11 protein-coding genes are annotated in these 14,977 nt (G+C 68.4%); 6 read left to right on the top strand and 5 right to left on the bottom strand.

From position 1 onward, the window contains the following. Positions 1–14: 14 nt before the first annotated feature. The gene (locus SMN802W_RS0113065) at positions 15–791 is read right to left on the bottom strand and encodes a class II aldolase/adducin family protein (RefSeq protein ID WP_019517364.1); all 777 of its coding nucleotides are present in this window, start codon (positions 789–791) and stop codon (positions 15–17) included. 188 nt (positions 792–979) lie between these two features. Between SMN802W_RS0113065 and SMN802W_RS0113060 the strand changes: the two genes are divergently transcribed. Genes SMN802W_RS0113060 through SMN802W_RS0113050 form a run of 3 tightly spaced genes read left to right on the top strand, consistent with a single transcriptional unit; the run spans position 980 to position 5,195 of the window. Continuing rightward, on the top strand, positions 980–2,632 hold the full coding sequence (locus tag SMN802W_RS0113060) for an MFS transporter (protein WP_019517363.1): 1,653 nt from the start codon (positions 980–982) through the stop codon (positions 2,630–2,632). Then, complete coding sequence (locus tag SMN802W_RS0113055) at positions 2,629–3,807, top strand: HlyD family secretion protein (RefSeq protein ID WP_026326104.1); 1,179 nt, start codon at positions 2,629–2,631, stop codon at positions 3,805–3,807. Before SMN802W_RS0113060 ends, SMN802W_RS0113055 begins: the two co-directional genes overlap by 4 nt. Beyond that, positions 3,804–5,195: an efflux transporter outer membrane subunit gene (locus SMN802W_RS0113050; protein ID WP_019517361.1), complete on the top strand. Its 1,392-nt coding sequence runs from the start codon at positions 3,804–3,806 to the stop codon at positions 5,193–5,195. The genes SMN802W_RS0113055 and SMN802W_RS0113050 overlap by 4 nt, the downstream gene beginning before the upstream one ends. Positions 5,196–5,198: 3 nt before the next feature. Here SMN802W_RS0113050 and SMN802W_RS0113045 read toward each other — a convergent pair whose 3' ends face one another. Both SMN802W_RS0113045 and SMN802W_RS17135 read right to left on the bottom strand, forming a co-directional pair. Then, complete coding sequence (locus tag SMN802W_RS0113045; RefSeq protein WP_019517360.1) at positions 5,199–6,182, bottom strand: hypothetical protein; 984 nt, start codon at positions 6,180–6,182, stop codon at positions 5,199–5,201. After that, positions 6,182–6,970 carry a glycosyltransferase family A protein gene (locus tag SMN802W_RS17135; RefSeq protein ID WP_156818895.1) on the bottom strand — a complete coding sequence of 263 codons (789 nt, stop codon included), beginning with the start codon at positions 6,968–6,970 and terminating at the stop codon, positions 6,182–6,184. The genes SMN802W_RS0113045 and SMN802W_RS17135 overlap by 1 nt, the downstream gene beginning before the upstream one ends. A gap of 51 nt (positions 6,971–7,021) precedes the next feature. Between SMN802W_RS17135 and SMN802W_RS0113035 the strand changes: the two genes are divergently transcribed. The 3 genes from SMN802W_RS0113035 (at position 7,022) to clpB (ending at position 11,522) form a co-directional block, all read left to right on the top strand. Further along, complete coding sequence (locus tag SMN802W_RS0113035) at positions 7,022–8,086, top strand: glycosyltransferase (protein ID WP_162140021.1); 1,065 nt, start codon at positions 7,022–7,024, stop codon at positions 8,084–8,086. Beyond that, on the top strand, positions 8,086–8,880 hold the full coding sequence (locus SMN802W_RS0113030) for a glycosyltransferase family 2 protein (protein WP_019517358.1): 795 nt from the start codon (positions 8,086–8,088) through the stop codon (positions 8,878–8,880). Before SMN802W_RS0113035 ends, SMN802W_RS0113030 begins: the two co-directional genes overlap by 1 nt. A 62-nt stretch (positions 8,881–8,942) precedes the next feature. Next, positions 8,943–11,522, top strand: coding sequence for an ATP-dependent chaperone ClpB (gene clpB / locus SMN802W_RS0113025; RefSeq protein ID WP_019517357.1), 2,580 nt, complete (start codon positions 8,943–8,945; stop codon positions 11,520–11,522). A 43-nt stretch (positions 11,523–11,565) separates the two neighbouring features. On the opposite strand, the gene SMN802W_RS17130 is transcribed toward clpB, so the two are convergent. Both SMN802W_RS17130 and SMN802W_RS17125 read right to left on the bottom strand, forming a co-directional pair. Further along, positions 11,566–13,431: a tetratricopeptide repeat-containing sulfotransferase family protein gene (locus tag SMN802W_RS17130; RefSeq protein ID WP_019517356.1), complete on the bottom strand. Its 1,866-nt coding sequence runs from the start codon at positions 13,429–13,431 to the stop codon at positions 11,566–11,568. After that, a complete protein-coding gene (locus tag SMN802W_RS17125; protein WP_019517355.1) occupies positions 13,428–14,948 on the bottom strand; it encodes a putative 2OG-Fe(II) oxygenase in 1,521 nt (506 codons plus the stop codon). The genes SMN802W_RS17130 and SMN802W_RS17125 overlap by 4 nt, the downstream gene beginning before the upstream one ends. Between the last annotated feature and the right edge of the window lie 29 nt (positions 14,949–14,977).

The following is a 14,977-nucleotide window of genomic DNA, read 5'->3' as shown; positions in this document are numbered from 1 at the left end:
CCGCCAGCCGCTGCTCAGTGGCGGAAGCTCGGATCGATCCGGTCGAGCTTGCGCAGCAGCGCGGGCCAGGCGAGCTTCTGCGCTAGGCCGCCCATGCCCTTGGGGTTGGACTGTCCCGCGACCTTGTGCTCGACACCCTGCGGCGGATTGTTGAGGTGCTCGCGGCCCGCCGACAACATCATGACCTGCGCCTCGCACGCGCGTTCGAGGAAGTAGAGCCTGAGGAAGCAAGAGGCGACCGTGTCGCCGACCGCCAGCGTGCCGTGGTTGCGCAGGATCATCGCGTTCTTGGTGCCGATGTCGGCGACCAGCCGCTCGCGCTCGTCGAGGTCGGTCGCGATGCCTTCATAGTCGTGATAGGCGACGTCGTGGCTCGCGATCATCGCGGTCTGCGTGTGCGGCAGGAGGCCGAACTCCATCGCCGACACCGCCTGTCCGTGCGGCGTGTGGAGGTGCATCACCGCCGCCGCATCCTCGCGCGCCATGTGGATCGCGGAGTGGATCGTGAAACCCGCCGGATTGACGGGATGCGTGGCGGGGCCGACCGGATTGCCCTCGACGTCGATCTTAACCAGCGACGAGGCGGTGATCTCCTCGAACATCATGTCGTACGGATTGATCAGAAAATGGTGCTCGGGTCCGGGCACGCGCGCCGACAGATGCGTGAAGATCAGATCGTCCCAGCCGTATAGCGCGACCAGCCGATAGGCGGCGGCGAGGTCAACCCGAGCCTCCCACTCACCCGGCGCATATTGTGCCTCCTGATGGTCGACGGTCGCCAGCGTTGCCATGACGTGATCCTCTCCGTTGCGTTTCGCAACGTCATACCGCAGGATCGAACATGCGTCACCCCCGCCCCGCTTGCGCAGCCGATCTGACGTACCGCGGCCGGCAAGTCCGTGGCGGCGCAGCCAAGACGTGCCGCCGCGCCCTTTATGGGTCGTTGCGCTTGGTCGCGAAACGGCCATAGAGCGGCAACATGGCGGTGATGGCGCGCGTGCGCGACTTCCTTCGTGAAGAACAATGGACGTTCGCGCAGCACGAACTGCCGGCGTTGCCGGGCTCGCCCGGATCGCCCGAGCATCCCGCACGCCGCCGCATCGCCTATGCACTGATCGGCGTGCTGCTGGGGCTGACCGCGGGGTTCGGCAATGCGCTGATCACCGCCAATACGACGACGTTGCAGGGCGCGCTCGGGCTCGATCCGGCCGAGATCGCGTGGTTGCCGACGGTGTACGTAATGACCAACGTCAGCATCAACCTGCTGATGATCAAGTTCCGGCAGGAGTTCGGGCTCCGCCCCTTCGCGATCATTTTTCTCGCGGTCTATGTCATCGTCACCTTCGCGCATCTGTTCGTGCGCGATTTCAGCTCGGCGATCCTGGTGCGCGCGGCGGGCGGCATGGCGGGCGCACCGATCAGCAGCCTGGCGCTCTATTATCTGATGCAGGGGTTTCCGGCGAAGTGGCGGCTGCGCGCGGTGGTGGTGGGCATCGGCGTGCCGCAATGCGCGACGCCGATGGCGCGGCTGTTCTCGCCCGACCTGCTGGCGATGAGCCAGTGGCGGACGCTCTACCTGTTCGAGCTCGGGCTCGCGGCGATGAGCTTGGCCGCGGTGATCGCGCTCAGGCTGCCGCCGACCAACCGCGTCAAGGCGTTCGAGCCACTCGATTTCGTCACCTTCGTGCTGTTCGCAGGCTCGATGGCGCTGTTCGCCGCGGTGCTGGGGCTGGGGCGGATCGAATGGTGGACACAGGCGAGCTGGATCGGTTGGGCGATGATCGTCGCGATCCCGATGCTCGCCGCCGCGTTGCTGATCGAGAGCGGGCGCGCCAATCCGCTGCTCAACACGCGCTGGCTGGCGAGCGCGGACATCCTGCGCTTTGCGATCGTCACGATTATGGCGCGGATCGTGCTGGCGGAGCAGACCACCGGCGCGGTTGGACTGTTGACCGTGCTGGGGCAGAACAACGACCAGCTCGTGCCGTTCTTCCTGATCCTGACGCTGGCGACGGTCGCGGGCGTCGCGGCGAGCGCAGTGACGCTCAACATCGAGAAGTTGGCGCATCCGATCATGCTCGCGGTCGGGCTGGTCGCGGTCGCCGCCTTCATCGACTCGCATTCGACCAGCCTGACGCGCGCCCCGCAATTGTACGCGACGCAAGCGGTGATCGCCTTCGCCGGCGCGTTCTTCCTCGGCCCCGCTTTGCTGTTCGGAATGACGCGTGCGCTGGCGGCGGGCAGCGGGCACATCATCAGCTTCATCGCATTGTTCGGGATCATCAATTCGATGGGTGGGTTGGGCGGTGCCGCGCTGCTCGGCACGTACCAGGTGGTGCGCGAGAAGGCGAACAGCGCTGCGCTGGTGCAGGGTGTCGACGTGACCGACCCGATCGTCACGCAGCGCATCCAGGCGGGCGCCGCCGGGGTCGGTCGCGTCGTCGGCGACCCAAGCCTGCGCAGCGCGGAGGGCGCGGCGCTGCTGTCGCAATCGGCCACGCGCGAGGCCAATGTGCTCGCCTATAACGACGTGTTCCGGCTGGTCGCGGTGCTCGCTGCGCTGACCTTCCTCTACCTTCTTTTCCTGCTGGTGCGGCGTGCGATCCGCGCGCGTCGCGGAGTTGCCGCATGACCGACCCGCGTTCCCCCAACGTTTCTCCGACACCGATGACGGAGGAAAAGATCGCCGAGCAAGGCGGCACGCCGGCCGATGGTGCGGTCCCCGCATCCGCCACACCGCAAGGGTCGGGCTGGCGTCCGCCGCAGCTGAAGGCGGGCTCGGTCGTGCTGATCGTCGTACTGGCGCTCGCCGGACTCGCCGCAGTGCTGGCGGCTTGGCGGATCTGGCCGTTCAACCCCGACGACCAGTCGACCGACAACGCCTATGTCCGCGGGCGCGTGACCGTGATCAGCCCGCAGGTATCGGGCTATGTCACGCGCGTGCTGGTGCGTGACTTCGCCAATGTCGAGCAAGGGCAGCCATTGGTCGAGATCGACCGCCGCATCTACGCACAGCGCGTCGAGGCAGCGGCGTCGCAGGTCGAGGCGGCACAGGCGACGCTCGCCAACTCGCGCCAGCAGGCCGCGAGCCGGCAGGCGAGTTTCGGCGCGCAGGAGGCGGCGGTCGAGAATGCGCAGGCGCAGTTGATGCGCGCGCAGGCCGATATGGCGCGCGTCAACGATCTGGTGAAGGACGGGTCGGTGTCGCTACGCGAACGCGACCAGACGCTCGCCGCGCTGCGGCAGGCGCAGGCGGGCGTGCGGCAGGCGCAGGCCGCGCGCGAGATCGCGAGCCAAGACATCCGCACGGTCGAGGTCGGCCGCGGCGGGCAGCAGGCGGGCGTATCGGGCGCGGAAGCGCAGTTGCGGCTCGCCCGCATCGACCTCGCCAACACGCTGATCCGCGCGCCCGAGCGTGGGCGGCTGTCCGAGGTCGGCGTTCGCGTCGGCCAGTACGTGACGGCGGGATCGCAGCTGATGTTCCTCGTGCCGCCCGAAGTGTGGGTGATCGCCAACTTCAAGGAAGCGCAAACCGCGCGGATCGCTGTCGGACAGCCGGCGAGCTTCACCGTCGACGCGCTCAACAACGCGCGCATCCGCGGTCATGTTGAGCGTATCTCACCCGCCGCGGGCAGCGAGTTCGCGGTGCTGAAATCGGACAATGCAACCGGTAACTTCACCAAGGTGCCGCAGCGGATCGCGGTGCGCATCCGCATCGATTCCGGTCAGCCACTCGCGCAGCGGCTGCGCCCGGGCATGTCGGTGCAGGCGCGCGTCGACCTGAACGGCGCGCCGGCGGTGCAATGACGCGCACGGCTCCCCTGTTCGCCGCGCTCCTGCTCGCGGGGTGCACCTTGCCGGGCAAGCGCGCCGAGGCGCCCGCCGCGGCCGCGGTGGTGCCGCCGCCGGCGTGGCGGACGCAGACGCCGCCGGGGCAACCGATCGCGCAAGCCTGGTGGACCAGCTTCGGCGACGCGCAACTGACTGCGCTGGTCGAGCGCGCGCTCGCCAACAACCTCGACATCGCGGTCGCCGCCAAACGCGTTGAAGAAGCGCGTGCGGCGGAAGCGCTGGCGCGGGCGCAGCTGCTGCCCTCGATCGGTGGACAGGTGCCCGAAACGCAAGGCCAGACGCTCAGCCCGTTCGGCACGCCCAGCCGCGCGCTGGGCGCACAGCCCGCGATCACCGCCAGCTTCGACCTCGACCTGTTCGGGCGGCTGAAACAGGCGAGCCGCGCCGCACGCGCGCAATTGCTGGCGAGCGAGGGGGCACGCGACACGGTGCGGCTGGCGGTCGCGGCGAGCACGGCGACGGGCTACGTCACGCTCCGCGCGCTCGACCAACGATTGGAGATCGCACGCGGGACGCTGGCCGCACGCAACGACGCGCTGCGCATCGCGCGGCGGCGGTTCGAGACCGGCTACTCGTCGCGGCTCGAACTGCGGCAGGCGCAGGCGGAGTACGCCGCGACCGCGCAACTGGTGCCGCAGGCGCAGCTCGCGATCAGCCGGCAGGAGAATGCGCTGTCGCTGCTGACCGGCGATGCGCCGCGCAGCATCGCGCGCGGGCTGTCGCTCGAGCGATTGCAGCTGCCGCCAATTCCTGCCGGATTGCCAGCCGACCTGCTGCGCCGCCGCCCCGACCTTTTCCAGGCCGAGCAGACGTTGGTCGCGGCCGACCGTTCGCTCGACAGCCAGCGCGCGGCGATGCTGCCGAACCTGGCGCTCACCGGCTCTGTGGGCGTGGTGCTGTCGACCGCGCTGGCGAACCCGGTCGGCGTGTTCTCGCTGGGGGCGAGCATCCTGTCGCCGATCTTCGACGGCGGGCGGTTGCGCGCGCAGGAACGCGGCGCGGTGGCGCGGCGCGATCAGGCCGCATTCGCGTATCGCCGCACCGCGCTGACCGCGTTCCGCGAGGTCGATGACGCGCTGGCAGGCTATGCCCGCATCGCGCAGCAGGCGCAGGACCTGGCCGATCAGGCGAACGCGGCGCGCGGGGCGCTGGAGAATGCGACCAACCGCTACCGTGCGGGCTATTCGGCCTATATCGAGCAGCTCGATGCGCAGCGCAGCCTTTTGACCGCGCAACTCGCGCTGACGCAGGCGCAGGCCGACCGTCTGACCAACTTCGTCGCTTTGTATCAGGCGATGGGCGGCGGCTGGTCGCGCGCGGAGATCGACGCGACGGGGCGGTAGCGCTCAGGCGGTACCGGCGATCAGCGCTTCCTCGTCGGCGTCGTCCACCTCCTCCATCTCGCGCGCGTCGAGCTTCGGCGGCTGCGCGATGAACGAGGTGACGATGAAGAAGCCGAGGTTCATCGCCTGCGTCAGCGCGCCGCCCGCGAGCAGCAGCCCCGCCATCGCCGCGCGCGGCCCCGCGATCGTGTTGCTCATCTCCAGCCCGGCGCTCAGAAACAGGAGGTCGCGGTTGGGGATGATCGGCAGGCGCGAGATCACCATCTGCGCGGTCAGGAAGACGAGCCACGTGTCCCAGCGCTCCTGCGGCAGCACCACCGCCCATTGCGCCGCCTGCAACAGCACGACGAGCGAGGTGCGCGAGACGTGGATGCCGAGCACGCTGACGGCCTGCCCTCCCGTCAGCGCGATCAGGTGACGGCGCAGGCGGTAGAGCACCGGCAGCACGAACACTGCGGCGAGGATGCCAGCGACGATCAGCGCGGGTCCGGGGTGAAGCCAGTCGATGATCCGCCGCGCATTGCCCGTTGCGGCGAACAGCACCAGCAGCACGGACGTGACGAGACCCGACGACACCGCCGACAGGATCGCATTGTCCTTCAACGCCACCAGAATGCGCTTGGTCTTGAGCCCGAAGCTGCGCTTGAGCCAGATCGCGAACATCAGCTCGCCCGAATAACCGACCAGCGTGCTGTTGTAGACGCGCTTGCGGATCAGCACCGGGAACGCGCGCGGCAGCGCCCGGCGGAAGACGATGCGGTAGATCACCGTCTCTGATGCTGGCAGGATCAGAAAATTGACGAAGAACAGGAGGTAGAACAGCGGGTTGGTCGGCAGCGACGTGGCCACCTGCCGCCAGCCGATCGCGCGTACCTTGAGCACGAGCCAGGTGAACATGGCGGCGAAGAACAGCACACGCAGCGCGATCGCGACGCGCTTTGCATCCTCCGTTCCCGCCCATGACCGCACACGCTCGATCAGCGTCATCAGAACAACCCAAGTGCGCGCGAGTGTGCGAAGAAGGCGTCGAACGATGCCTGCTGTCGCCCGGTCAAGCGAAAGCGCGAATAACCTTCCGTTCGCCCGAGCAGGCGGCGCACGCCCCATTCGATCCGGTCGCGCGGGGTGAGCGCGATCCGCTTCTCGAAATGCGTTCGCTCCCATGTATTGCCGCCGTGAAAGCAGCGGATCAGCAGCGCCGCCTCGCCCTCGTCGAGCAGCGTGAACCCCAGCCGCCGCCACGCGTCGCGGTAGGTGCTGTCCTCGCCGCGGCGCTCCAGCGGGTAGCGGATGTCGTCGCGGCGACGGTGCAGGATCGTGCTCGGCACCCCGCCCTGGAACCAGCCGATGTACGGGCGTTCCAGCCACTCGGGCTCGGCGAGATGCATCAGCGCGACCGGGCACCAGCATGCCGCGTGGTCGCCGAGCACGACGATCTGCCGCGCCAGCCGCTCGGGATCGAACCAGTCGTCGTCGTCCCATTGCGCGATCAGGTCGCCACGCGCGAGATCGAGCGACAAGTTGCGAAGTGCGCCGAGCGTGGTCGCGGGGTCCTTGGCCAAGCGATGATGGATCAACCGGTTGGCGGGCACGCGCGACAGGATCGGCGCATAATCCTGCTCGCCGTCGTCAACGACGATCAGCTCGCGATTCGGATAGGTCTGCGCCAGGAAGCAATCGACCGATCGCTCGGCCAGCGCCATCCGGTCGGCGGTCACCATCAGGCACGAAATGCGCGGGCCATCGTCACCAAACGGCTGGACTGCGGGCGTCACGCCATGATCCTAGTCAGCGCGAAAGCGTGCTGGTATCCGCCGCGCCTTGACATGACACGCATCGTCTTCGTTCTTTCCTACCCGACGTATCACAGCGTCGCCGATCCCGCGGAGTGGCTGCGCTGGGACAATCGCGACCGCCGGATGCCCGCGCTCCTATCGGCGCTGGGAGCCGATGTCGAGTTATGGGGTGTGGCGCGCGAGGACGCGGTGCTGCGCTGTACGCCCGATCTGGGCGCACCCTACACGCTCAGGCTGTTCGCGCGAAACGGCGGGGGCACGAAGTCGCGCGATCATTACAGCGACGCGATGGTTGCCGCCGCGCGCGCCGACACGGCCGACCTGTTCGTCGTGATCGGCAGCAACGGCGGCGCGGGCTATCGCCTGTTCGACCGCGTGCTCAAGCCCGATGCGCGCCGCTTCGCGGTCATCATCGGCGGCGATTACTGGAGCCGGCTGGTGCCGCACGCCTCGATGGTGTTCACCGAATCGGAGTTGCAGGAACGCGCGCTTGCCCGCCCGCGCGTACCGTGGCGATCGGCGATCCCGTACGCGCGGATGGAGCGGCTGCCCAAGTCGATCGACACCGAACGCTTCCGCCCCGTGATGGGCGAGCGGCGGCGCGACGTGATCGCGGTCAGCCGGTTGACGCGGTGGAAGAGCTTCTCCGAGGTCGGCGCATTGTCGGTCGAGCACCGTGTCGCGGTCGCAGGCGGCGGACCTGATGCGGACGCGCTCGCCAAGCGCTATCCCGAAATCGACTGGCTCGGCCACGTGCCGAATGCCGCGATACCTGCGCTGCTCGGCTCGGCTGCGCTCTACTTTCACGCCGGGCGGCGCGATTATTTCCCGCGCGCGATCGTCGAGGCGATGGCGTGCGGCCGGCCGGTGGTCGCCTTCGCCGACCGGATCAGCGCCGACGTGCTGCCGGCGAATTGCGGGCTGCGCGTCACCAACCGCGACTATCGACGGGAGGTCGCCGCACTGCTCGCCGATCCGACGCGAATGGCGGCAATGGGGCTGATGGCGCGCGCGCACGCGCTGGCGACGCATGGGCTGCGGTCGAGCGAGCCCGCGTGCCAGACGCTGCTGCGGCTGGCGCGAGGAGACGCGTGATGGCGCCCGAATGGACCGTCGTTCTCGCTTACTACAACGAAACCGACTACCTCGCCGCAACGCTTGCCAGCCTCGACGCGCAGACACTCAAGCCCTTCCGCCTGATCCTCGTCGACAATGCGTCCGACGACGGCTCGGCCGAAATCGCGCGCGACGCGGCGGCGGCGATGCATGATGTCGAGGTGATCCACCTGTTCACGGACCAGCCCGGCAAGATCCACGCACTGGAAACCGCCAATCCGCACATCGCGACGCCGTTCGTCGCCTTCACCGACGCCGACACCTTCTACCCCCCGCACTATCTCGCCACTGCGGCGCAGGCGTTCGCTAAGGGCGGCACGCGCGTCGTCGCGGTGATGGCAACCGACGTGACCGATCCCGCCGACGGCCCGGCCGCGCTCGCCAAGCGTCGCCACAACCAGCGTGTCAGCCGGCTGTGGCCGAAGCAGACGCACACCGGCGGCTATGGTCAGTGCTTCCGCACCGAGGCCTATGTCGCGGCGGGAGGCTACACGCACGCGCACTGGCCCTATGTGCTGATGGATCACGAGATCATGGAACGCGTGCTCGCACGCGGCGATGCGGTCTACCCCTACGACATGTGGTGCGTCCCCTCCCCGCGCCGTTCCGATCGGACACGCGTGCGCTGGACGCTTGTCGAGCGGCTGCTTTACCACTTCACGCCGCATGGCGCGAAGGACTGGTACTTCTACCGCTTCCTCGGGCCCCGCCTCGCGCACCGTCGGCTGACGCACCTCAACCTGCGCGAGAAGACGTGGAAGACTGACGCATAGCAGGGACACTTGTGTTGCTTGAATATCACACCATCTAGTCGGCAAGACCTCAGGGGACAGACATGAACCTCGACAAGTTTACCGACCGCGCACAGGGCTTTCTCCAGTCCGCGCGCACCGTCGCGATCCGCATGAACCATCAGCAGATCGCGCCCGAACATCTGTTGAAGGCGCTGCTCGAGGACGAGCAGGGCATGGCCGCGGGGCTGATCGCGCGCGCCGACGGCGACGCGCGCCGCGCAACCGCCGAGGTCGACGCTGCGCTCGCCAAGATCCCGTCCGTGAGCGGATCGGGCGCGCAGACCCCGCCGGGTCTCGGCACCGACACGGTGCGCGTCCTCGACCAGGCCGAGGAGATCGCGAAGAAGGCAGGCGACAGCTACGTCACCGTCGAGCGGATGCTCGTCGCGCTGGCACTCAGCCTCAACACCGCAGCGGGCAAGGCGCTCAAGGCGGCGGGCGTAACGCCAGAGGCGCTCAATACCGCAATCAACGAGCTGCGCGGCGGGCGCACCGCGGACACGCAGTCGGCCGAGGATCGCTACGACGCACTCAAGAAGTTCGCGCGCGATCTCACCCAAGCAGCGCGCGACGGCAAGCTCGATCCCGTGATCGGCCGCGACGAGGAAATCCGCCGCACGATCCAGATCCTCGCGCGCCGGACGAAGAATAATCCGGCGCTGATCGGCGAACCCGGCGTCGGCAAGACCGCGATCGCTGAAGGATTGGCGCTTCGTATCGCCAACGGCGACGTGCCCGACACGCTCAAGGACCGTCGGCTGATGGCGCTCGACATGGGCGCGCTGATCGCGGGCGCGAAATACCGCGGCGAGTTCGAGGAGCGGTTGAAGGGCGTGCTCGACGAGGTGCGTCAGGCCGAGGGCGAGGTCGTGCTGTTCATCGACGAGATGCACACGCTGATCGGCGCGGGCAAGTCGGAGGGGGCGATGGACGCGGGCAACCTGCTCAAGCCCGCGCTCGCGCGCGGCGAGCTCCACTGCGTCGGCGCGACCACGCTCGACGAATATCGCAAGTATGTCGAGAAGGACCCGGCGCTCCAGCGGCGCTTCCAGCCAGTCTTCGTCGGGGAGCCGACGGTCGAGGATACGATTTCGATCCTGCGCGGGTTGAAGGACAAATACGAGATGCACCACGGCGTGCGCATCACCGATGGTGCGCTCGTCTCGGCCGCGACCTTGTCGAACCGCTACATCACCGACCGCTTCCTGCCCGACAAGGCGATCGACCTGATGGACGAGGCGGCCAGCCGCATCCGCATGGAGGTGGAAAGCAAGCCCGAGGAGATCGAGACGCTCGACCGCCGCATCCTGCGCCTCAAGATCGAGCGCGAGGGATTGCGCCGTGAGTCGGATGAGGCCTCGCGCGACCGGTTTGTCAATCTGGAGCAGGAGCTCGCCAACCTCGAACAGCAGTCGGCCGAACTGACGACGCGCTGGCAGGCGGAGAAGGACAAGATCGCGGGCGAGGCGAAGCTGAAGGAACAGCTCGACGCCGCGCGGCTCGAGCTTGAACAGGCGCAGCGCCAGGGTGATCTCGCGCGCGCGGGCGAATTGTCCTACGGCCGCATCCCCGCGCTCGAGCGGCAGCTGGTCGAGGCGCAAGCGACGACCCAGGGCGCGATGCTGCGCGAGGAAGTGACCGCCGACGACATCGCCGGCGTCGTCAGTCGTTGGACCGGCGTGCCGATCGAGCGGATGCTGGCGGGCGAGCGCGAGAAGCTGCTGCGGATGGAGGAGGTGCTCGGCAAGCGGGTCATCGGACAGGCCGACGCCGTGCGCGCGGTTTCCACCGCGGTACGCCGTGCGCGCGCCGGCTTGCAGGACCCCAACCGTCCGCTCGGCTCGTTCCTGTTCCTGGGACCGACCGGCGTCGGCAAGACCGAGCTGACCAAGGCGCTGGCGGAGTTCCTGTTCGATGACCCGAACGCGATGGTGCGGATCGACATGAGCGAGTTCATGGAGAAGCACGCGGTCTCGCGGCTGATCGGTGCGCCGCCTGGCTATGTCGGGTATGAGGAAGGCGGCGTGCTGACCGAGGCGGTGCGGCGACGGCCCTATCAGGTCGTCCTGTTCGACGAGGTCGAGAAAGCGCACGGCGACGTATTCAACGTGCTGCTCCAGGTGCTCGACGACGGTCGGCTGACCGACGGACAGGGGCGGACGGTGGATTTCAGCAACACGCTGATCATCCTGACCTCGAACCTGGGCTCGCAGTTCCTCGCCAACATGCCCGAGGACGCGAACGTGGAAAGCGTCGAGCCGCAGGTGATGGACGTGGTGCGCGCACACTTCAGGCCGGAGTTCCTCAACCGGCTGGACGAGATCATCCTGTTCCACCGGCTGGGTCAGGCGCACATGGGACCGATCGTCGACATTCAGGTGTCGCGGGTCGGCAAGCTGCTCGCCGACCGCAAGGTAACGCTCGACCTGACCGATGCGGCGCGCGCGTGGCTGGGTCGGGTCGGCTATGATCCGGTCTACGGCGCGCGGCCGCTGAAGCGTGCGGTGCAACGCTACCTGCAGGACCCGCTCGCCGACCTGATCCTGCGTGGCGAGGTGAAGGACGGCGCGACCGTCCATGTCGATGAGGGTGACGGCAAGCTCGCCTTGTCGGCGCAGTAGCGATGACGGACGTCCGGGCGGAAGTTAGCCCACCCGGACGTGGCTACGCCTCGTAGCCGAGCTTCTCGCACCACGGCCGCAGCAGCGCCGCGGCGTCACCGAAATAGCGTTCGTAGCGCCGCCACCGGTCGATCGCGCGCGTGTAGATCGGCTCGGTCACCTGCGAATAGCTGGCGGTGGCGATATGGCCGCGGCGGCTGGCGCTTGCCTGATTGTCGAGGAGGTCATCGTTCCACGACACGTCGAGGAAGCGCATCAGCGCCCGCAACTCCGCGTCGGGATCGGCGACGAGGCGCTCGTAACGGAAGCGATGTACGGTGAGCGGAAGCTGGCTCTCCGCATTGGTGAAGCTCGTCATCGCCGCGTCGTAGAGCGCCGCCGCTTCGCCCAGCGAGGTCAGGTGACGCATCGCGAGATTGGGCTGGAAGTTCGCCATGAAGCAGCTCAGCACGACATCGAACGGATGTCGCTCGACGAAGATCATCCGCGCGTCGGGAAACATGCGATGAAGCAGCGGCACGCGCGCCATGTGGAGCGGGAATTTGTCGACCACGGTCGCTCCGCGCTGGTTCGGCGCCACCCGCTCGAGCAAGGCGAAATAGCGCCGGCGCAGCTCGTCGGGATCGGCCTGGTCGATCCCGCCGCCGGCGCGCGCCTCTGCCTCGATCGTACCGACGATCGGCAGTTCTTCCAGCACGTGGAAGCGCGGATCGTTCATCAGCAGCGTGTCTAGCAGCGTCGTGCCGGATCGCGGGAAGCCCATGATGAAAACGGGCGACGCCGGCGTGCGCGTCGTTGACGTGGCCGCGTCGCGCACGGTCGCGGCAAGTCGCCCGTCGCCTTCCTGACGGACGCGGGCCAGGTAGTCCGGCTCCTCGCCCGCCCCAGCCCCGGCCAGCGCGGCTTGGTTCATCAAGGTGAATTCGGCGAATGCTTCCCCGGCCTTGCCGCGCCGCTCGGCGATGTCGGCGCGGATGTGGTGACGCCTGACGGGTGCCACGTCAGTGCCGATCAGCTCCGCCTCGCGCGCGGCGTCGTTCAGGCGGTCACGCCGCCGATGCAGCCACGCCGCGATCAGCGCGACGTGCCGGTCGGCAACGCCGCTCGCGCGCGCGGTTGCAACAAGCTGCTCCAGCTCGTCGATGCGGTTGAGGTTCTCGTACAGCAGGCCAAGCTCGACATATGCGTCGGAGCGCTGCGGTGCGCGTGCGACCGCGCTGGCGAACACCTCCACCGCACGATCGAAGTCGCGGCTGTTCGCCTCGGCGAGGCCGTGCTGGAAGACGATGTCGTAATCGTCTGGCAGCAACCCGGCGGCGCGGCGCGTCCACGACAGTCGGTATTCGTCGCGACCCGCGTCGGTCAGCGCCTTGGCACCATTGACGTGCGGCGCGGCCTCGTTCGGCGCGATTTGCACCGCGCGCTCAAACGCCTGTATCGCGTCATCGTGGCGCCCAAGCGCGGTGTAGCTGTTGCCGATGTTGTTCCAGCCTTGCGCGTCACCGGGCTGAAGGCGCAGCCAGGCGGCGTAGCGGGTCACCGCCTCGTCGTGGCGGCCGCACTCGGCCGACAGGAAGGCGCGCATCCTCATGGCGCGCGAGTTCGCCTCGTCAAGCGATGCAGCAACCTCGTCCGCCTCCACGAAGGCGCACACGTCGATTAGCGCTGCGACGAGGTTGAAGCGCGTCGCCTGTTCGGCGGGGTCGAGCGTGAGTGCGCGTCGCAGCAAGATCGCGCCAGCCGCGGGATCGCCGTCCTGACATGCGAGCAGCCCTGCCATGGCCGGCAGTACCGGGTCGTCGGGCAGTTGGTCGATTGCGTCGCGCAGCCGGTCGCGCGCGCGGGTGCGCTTGCCTGTGCGCCAATCCGCACCGGCTGCGCCCAATACCTGCTCTCTGATGCTCGTCATGGCGACGTCGGATAGGCGATGTCGAAGGCGACGGTAAGCCGTTCGCCGGCCGCAAACGGCATGGTGCCGTGCCACATCGTCGAGGGGAACAGCACCAGCTTGCCCGGCGTCGGCTCGATCATCGCGGTGGGCGGAAGGCTGAGCCCGAGATCGGCGGGCGGTTGCCCGATCGCGAGCCAGCCCGCCTCTGCCGGTTCGTCCGCGGCGCGTTCAGGCAAGTCGATGTAGAGCGCCGAGCTGATCCAGCCGGCGGGATGGACGTGGTTGGAATGATGCCCGCCGCCGCGCAACCGCACCGACCATGATCCGGCGAAACGCGGCCGCGCACGTCGATCCGGCGCAAGCGTCGGGTGCGAACCGTCACGCGGCGGCAGCGCGTCGATATAGCGGCGCACGCTGGCGCGGATCTCTTCGCGCAGCTGCTCGATCTCGGGGTCGATCCGCGCGAGCAGCATGCCTTCGGTCTGCGTGCCGCCGTTGACCGACTGGTTCAGATGCGGTCCGCCGGCGTGATGACGCTCCCGCAGCAAGGCGGCAAGGCGAGCCAGCGGCAAGACACGCGACAGGTCATGCTGCTGTACCAGTTGCGGCTGGCCCTCAAGCCAGGCGTGGCGCGGATCGTCGGTCAACCGCCAGACCAGCGAGGCATAAGGATAGAAGGACGCCGCCTCTGCACGCCCCAGCCACGGCTCGATGACCCGTGCGGCACGATCAACGCGCCGGTGACGCAGCAGATGGCGGACGTGGTAGACCGCCATACCGGCATCGCTCGCCAGATTGGCGGAGGAGAACGCGTCGCTATCGGCGGAAAGCAGCCCTGCCTCGGCGCGCGCAGCGAGGTCGGCAGCGCGAAGGAAGGGCTGGTTGCCGATACTGGTGCGCGCCGCTGCGGCGTGGCGGAGCACGTCGTCGTAGCGTTTCGCCTCCATCAACAATTCCAGCAGCAACTGCCACTTGGCAGGCTCGGCGGGTTGCGCCGCGATGCTGTGGCGGAGCGGCACGAAAGCCTCCTCGCGCGCACCGCGCAGCCAGAGCAGATGCGCGAGTTCACGCTGCCCGTCGATCCAGCGCGGTTCCTGTGCGAGGACGCGTCGCAGGCTCACGCACGCCTCCTCCCCTTGCCCGGCGGAGAACAAGGCCGCGGCGCGACCGAGCAGCAATCCGGCATCGAACGGCGCCAGGGCGAGCGCGGCATCGAAGTGCTCAAGGCTCGTTAGACCCGCCTCATAGCGACATTGCGCGAGGCCATGCGCGATCCGCACGTCGCGCGGCGCAAGGCGCGTCGCGGCCTCGAACGCAAGCAACGCCGCGCGTCGGTCGTCGAGCGCGCGGTGCAACAGCGCGGTCCATTGCCACAATAGCGGGTCATTGCCGATGCGGCGGGCGGCGGCGGCTACCCGGTCGATCGCCTGCTCCTCGCCGCCATGCGCCGATGCGTGACTGGCGAGCGCCACTGCCTCATGTGCGCTCAACGAGGTGGCGGTCGCCTGAGGCTGTGCCTGATCGTGCGTCGACATGCCGCGCGATCGTAGCGGGTCGCGCGCAC

This window comes from Sphingomonas sp. Mn802worker (genome assembly GCF_000382485.1).
In the GTDB taxonomy this organism is placed as follows: domain Bacteria; phylum Pseudomonadota; class Alphaproteobacteria; order Sphingomonadales; family Sphingomonadaceae; genus Sphingomonas.
Note: the sequence above shows the minus strand (reverse complement) of the source record. Positions and strands in the feature narration are given on the sequence as shown.